The organism is Nostoc sp. CHAB 5715 (genome assembly GCF_020829685.1).
In the GTDB taxonomy this organism is placed as follows: Bacteria; Cyanobacteriota; Cyanobacteriia; order Cyanobacteriales; family Nostocaceae; genus Nostoc.
Map to the genome: position 1 here is coordinate 1 of NZ_JAIVFR010000657.1, position 4427 is coordinate 4427.

The 4427-nt window shown below is 42.7% G+C and carries 5 protein-coding genes; 4 read left to right on the forward strand and 1 reads right to left on the reverse strand.

The genetic code is table 11. The features are described 5' to 3' along the window. Positions 1-1061: proton-conducting transporter membrane subunit (locus LC574_RS28360; RefSeq protein ID WP_267871708.1), on the reverse strand; the 1061-nt coding region annotated here is incomplete at its 3' end. A gap of 657 nt (positions 1062-1718) precedes the next feature. On the opposite strand from LC574_RS28360, the gene LC574_RS28365 reads away from it, so the two are divergent. From LC574_RS28365 to LC574_RS28380, 4 genes are all read left to right on the forward strand, one after another. Next, on the forward strand, positions 1719-2027 hold the full coding sequence (locus LC574_RS28365; RefSeq protein ID WP_190891121.1) for a carbon dioxide-concentrating mechanism protein CcmK: 309 nt from the start codon (positions 1719-1721) through the stop codon (positions 2025-2027). A gap of 95 nt (positions 2028-2122) precedes the next feature. After that, on the forward strand, positions 2123-2467 hold the full coding sequence (locus LC574_RS28370; RefSeq protein ID WP_039748664.1) for a carbon dioxide-concentrating mechanism protein CcmK: 345 nt from the start codon (positions 2123-2125) through the stop codon (positions 2465-2467). A 6-nt stretch (positions 2468-2473) separates the two neighbouring features. Further along, the gene (locus tag LC574_RS28375; RefSeq protein WP_109011817.1) at positions 2474-2776 is read left to right on the forward strand and encodes a EutN/CcmL family microcompartment protein; all 303 of its coding nucleotides are present in this window, start codon (positions 2474-2476) and stop codon (positions 2774-2776) included. 98 nt (positions 2777-2874) lie between these two features. Next, positions 2875-4427: ribulose bisphosphate carboxylase small subunit (locus LC574_RS28380; protein ID WP_229456995.1), on the forward strand; the 1553-nt coding region annotated here is incomplete at its 3' end.

The following is a 4427-nucleotide window of genomic DNA, read 5'->3' on the forward strand; positions in this document are numbered from 1 at the left end:
CCGGAACTCATGAATAATAATGCTTTAGCGATCGCATGAGTTAACAGCAACATCAAGGCTACACCCCCTTGTTGCAACCCCACCGCCAAAAACACTAAGCCCATGTATGCACTAGTGGAATGAGACAGCGATCGCTTAATGTCAATTTGAGCTATGGATACTAATGTGGCACCAATTGCCGTTACCGTTCCCATTACTACTAATACATTCAAGGCAACTGGCGACAGGGCTAACAATGGTTGTAGTTTATACAGTAAATAAGCACCACCAGCTACTACCAGTGAGTTTCGCATTACCGAGGCGGGGTTGGGCCCTTCCATTGCCTCATCCAACCAAAGATGCAGGGGAAATTGGGCGCATTTCCCAGCCGGCCCAGCAATTAACGCCAAGCCTAGCAATGTTGATGTCATTGGGCTTAAATTAGCTGTTTGCGCCCACTCATATAAATCCGAAAAGTTCAAACTCCCGGCTAAGGTGGAAAGTGTCACCACAGCCATCAGCAGCAATAAGTCTCCCACCCGTTTGGTTAAAAACGCATCCCGCGCCGCCGTCACTACTAGTGGTTGAGCATACCAGAATCCCACCAGCAAGTAAGTTGAAAGCGTCAACACTTCCAAAAGACCATAGCTGAAAAATAAAGAATCACTGATTGCTAAAGCACTCAGCGCTGCTTCAAAAAATCCCAGCAGCGCAAAAAAACGCGCTAACGACCAGTCTTTTTCCATGTAACCCAGAGCGTAAACTTGTGCAAGTAAGCTTAACCCTGTAATTAAAACTGTTGCCCCAATACTGACTGGTGAGAGTTCCAAGGCAAAAGATAAGTCTAAATCAGCAGCTTTGAACCACGTCACTAGTAACTTTTCTGGTTCTTTATCCCAGATAATGTTAAATACAAACAGACTATGGACAAAAGCCAAAACCGTCGTCAACAAGTTTATGTATGCCGCAGGTCTTGGCCCTGTTCGCCGAATTATTCCTGTTCCCCACGGCAACGTCAAAATTGCACCTAATAAGCTATATAAAGGCACAAACCAACTTGTTGAAAATAGAGATTGATCCATTTAAATTCACCTTGACGACTCAACCTTAATTTTAAAAAAGCTTTTATATTATTTATTTTACAAAATTAATTTAGTAGAAACATCAATATTTTTTTACTCTTGTTTTAATTAAATTCTCATAAGTATTTTTACTTTCTTTTACCCTATTAAACTTCAAGAAAATATAACTTTACATAGGTTAAAGCATTTACTTGCTTTAACCTCACCTTTGTTTTTACATTTTTATTTCTACTTTGAACAAAGTAATTTATACGATATATTTGAAAAAATTATATATTTTTCACTTAGTCCTTGTAAATATAGCAAAAATTGCCAGAATCTAGAGACAGTACAAGATACAGCATCTTGTCCTCCCTCCCCAGATAAAATTACCCTTGGTTATGAATGTCGTTTTGTAAATGTGATAAAGAAATTATAAAGCATAAGTGGCTCCTCTAGGAATCAGTGAACTTTAATTGTTCAAGAGGACAGATAAATTTTTGTTAAGTTTTTTAAAACTTTATTATCATAAACTATTATAGTAATTTATATTGCCAGAAAGGCCAACCTTTCCTATGCTTAATTTGGAAGTGTTTTCTTAGCTATTAAGATAAAGCTCTCCCCGTCAAAAATTTCAAGCGACAGTACAGATTGGATTAATATTGTAGGAGTTCTGCGATGCCAATTGCAGTTGGGATGATTGAAACGAAAGGCTTTCCAGCAGTAGTGGAAGCTGCTGATGCGATGGTGAAAGCCGCCCGTGTGACTTTAGTAGGGTATGAAAAAATTGGTAGCGCTCGCGTCACCGTGATAGTTAGGGGAGATGTATCGGAAGTACAAGCTTCCGTAGCTGCTGGGGTTGAAGCGGCGAAAAGAGTAAATGGTGGTGAAGTGTTATCCACTCACATCATTGCTCGTCCTCACGAAAACCTAGAATACGTATTGCCGATACGTTACACAGAAGCTGTGGAACAGTTCCGTACTTAAAAGCTGTTTAAACAAAGTAATTAACACTCTTTACCTTTTTGAGCATCGCTTTCTTTTGTCCAGGGCTAAAAACTTTAAATAGGGATTAAAATCTAATGTCAATTGCAGTGGGAATGGTTGAAACGCTAGGCTTTCCAGCAGTAGTGGAAGCTGCTGACGCAATGGTGAAAGCTGCTCGTGTTACTCTAGTAGGCTATGAAAAAATCGGCAGTGGTCGAGTTACCGTGATTGTTCGGGGTGATGTGTCGGAAGTGCAAGCTTCCGTGGGCGCTGGTGTTGAATCAGTGAAGCGAGTCAACGGCGGACAAGTGTTATCTACTCACATCATTGCTCGTCCTCACGAAAACTTGGAATACGTCTTACCAATTCGTTATACCGAAGACGTAGAGCAATTCCGGGAAAATGTGAATGCAATTCGTCCTTTCGGTAGAAGACCGTAATTTGTAATGCAAGTCGCCAAAGTTCGCGGCACAGTAGTTAGCACACAAAAAGATCCAAGTCTTCGAGGTGTCAAACTACTGTTGTTACAATTAGTGGATGAAGACGGCAACATCCTGCCACAATACGAGGTAGCAGCAGATATTGTGGGAGCAGGAGTAGATGAGTGGGTACTTGTCAGTCGTGGCAGTGCCGCTCGTCAAGTTATTGGCAATGAACAACGGCCATTAGATGCAGTGGTAGTAGCGATCATAGATACAATTCACGTTGAAGATCGCCTCATTTACAGCAAAAAAGATCAATATCGATAGTCATTAGTCATTAGTCATTAGTCATTAGCTCTCGACAAAGAACAAATGACAAAGGACAAATGACAAATGACAAATGACAATACAGGAGGAATCTCGAAATGGCAGTCCGCAGCACGGCGGCACCTCCAACCCCGTGGTCGAGGAATTTAGCTGAAGCCAAAATCCATGAAACAGCCTTTGTACATTCATTTTCCAATCTGATTGGAGATGTACGGATAGGTGCAAATGTAATCGTTGCTCCGGGGACTACGATTAGAGCAGATGAAGGCACACCTTTTTATATTGGTGAAAACACTAATATTCAAGATGGTGTTGTGATTCATGGGTTGGAGCAAGGTCGAGTAATTGGCGACGATCAAAATAAATACTCGGTGTGGGTAGGTAAAAACACTTGCATTACCCACATGGTTCTAATTCACGGGCCAGCTTATGTAGGGGATAATTCCTTTATTGGCTTTCGCTCTACGGTGTTTAATGCCAGGGTGGGTGCAGGTTGCATCGTAATGATGCACGCTTTGATTCAAGACGTAGAAATTCCCGCGGGTAAGTATGTACCTTCGGGAGCGATAATTATCAATCAGCAGCAAGCTGACCGCTTGCCAGATGTGCAAGATCAGGATAAAGACTTTGCTCATCATGTGGTTGGGATTAATCAGGCGCTGCGAGCTGGTTATCTTTGTGCTGCGGATAGCAAATGTATTGCACCAATTCGGGATGAGAACACTAAATCTTATACAGGTAATGGTGTTACTGTTTTAGAGCTAGAAAGGAGTAGTGAAGTGTCGAGCAATAGCTTGGGTGCAGAAACAATAGAGCAGTTGCGCTATCTATTGGAACAAGGGTACAAGATTGGTACAGAACACGTAGACCAAAGACGGTTCCGCACGGGTTCTTGGACTAGTTGCCAACCAATTGAACCGAGATCCATCGGTGAAGCGATCGCAGCATTAGAAAGCTGTGTCACAGAGCATAGCGGCGAGTATGTCCGCCTGTTTGGTATTGACAAAGATAGACGACGTGTGTTAGAAAGCATCATTCAACGCCCGGATGGTGATGTGAAACCAGCTACCAATTTTAAGGCTCCGGCTAGTAGTCATAGCAATGGCAGCTACAGCAGTAATGGTAATGGTAACGGCTCTAGCAGTGGTAAAGTCAATGGCGAAACTGTAGAGCAAATCCGCCAACTTTTGGCAGGTGGTTACAAAATTGGCATGGAACACGTAGACGAACGCCGTTTCCGCACTGGTTCTTGGACTAGCTGCAAGCCAATTGAAGCAACTTCCATAAATCAAGTAATTTCCGGCTTGGAAGAATGTATAGAAAGCCATCAAGGCGAGTATGTGCGTTTAATCGGCATTGATACCAAAGCCAAACGACGGGTATTAGAGACCATAATCCAACGTCCAAATGGTCAAGTAGCCTCCTCTGGTAGTAAGAAATCATTTACTAGCAGTGGGGCCTCTGCTAATGCTACGTCAACAGCTACCAGTAACCATTTGAGTCCGGAAGTCGTAGACCAACTCCGGCAATTATTGGCTGGTGGGTATAAAATTAGCCTTGAACACGTAGATGAACGGCGGTTCCGTACAGGTTCTTGGACTAGTACCGGTCAAATTCAAGCGTCCTCAGCAAGAGAAGCGAGCGCAGCCGT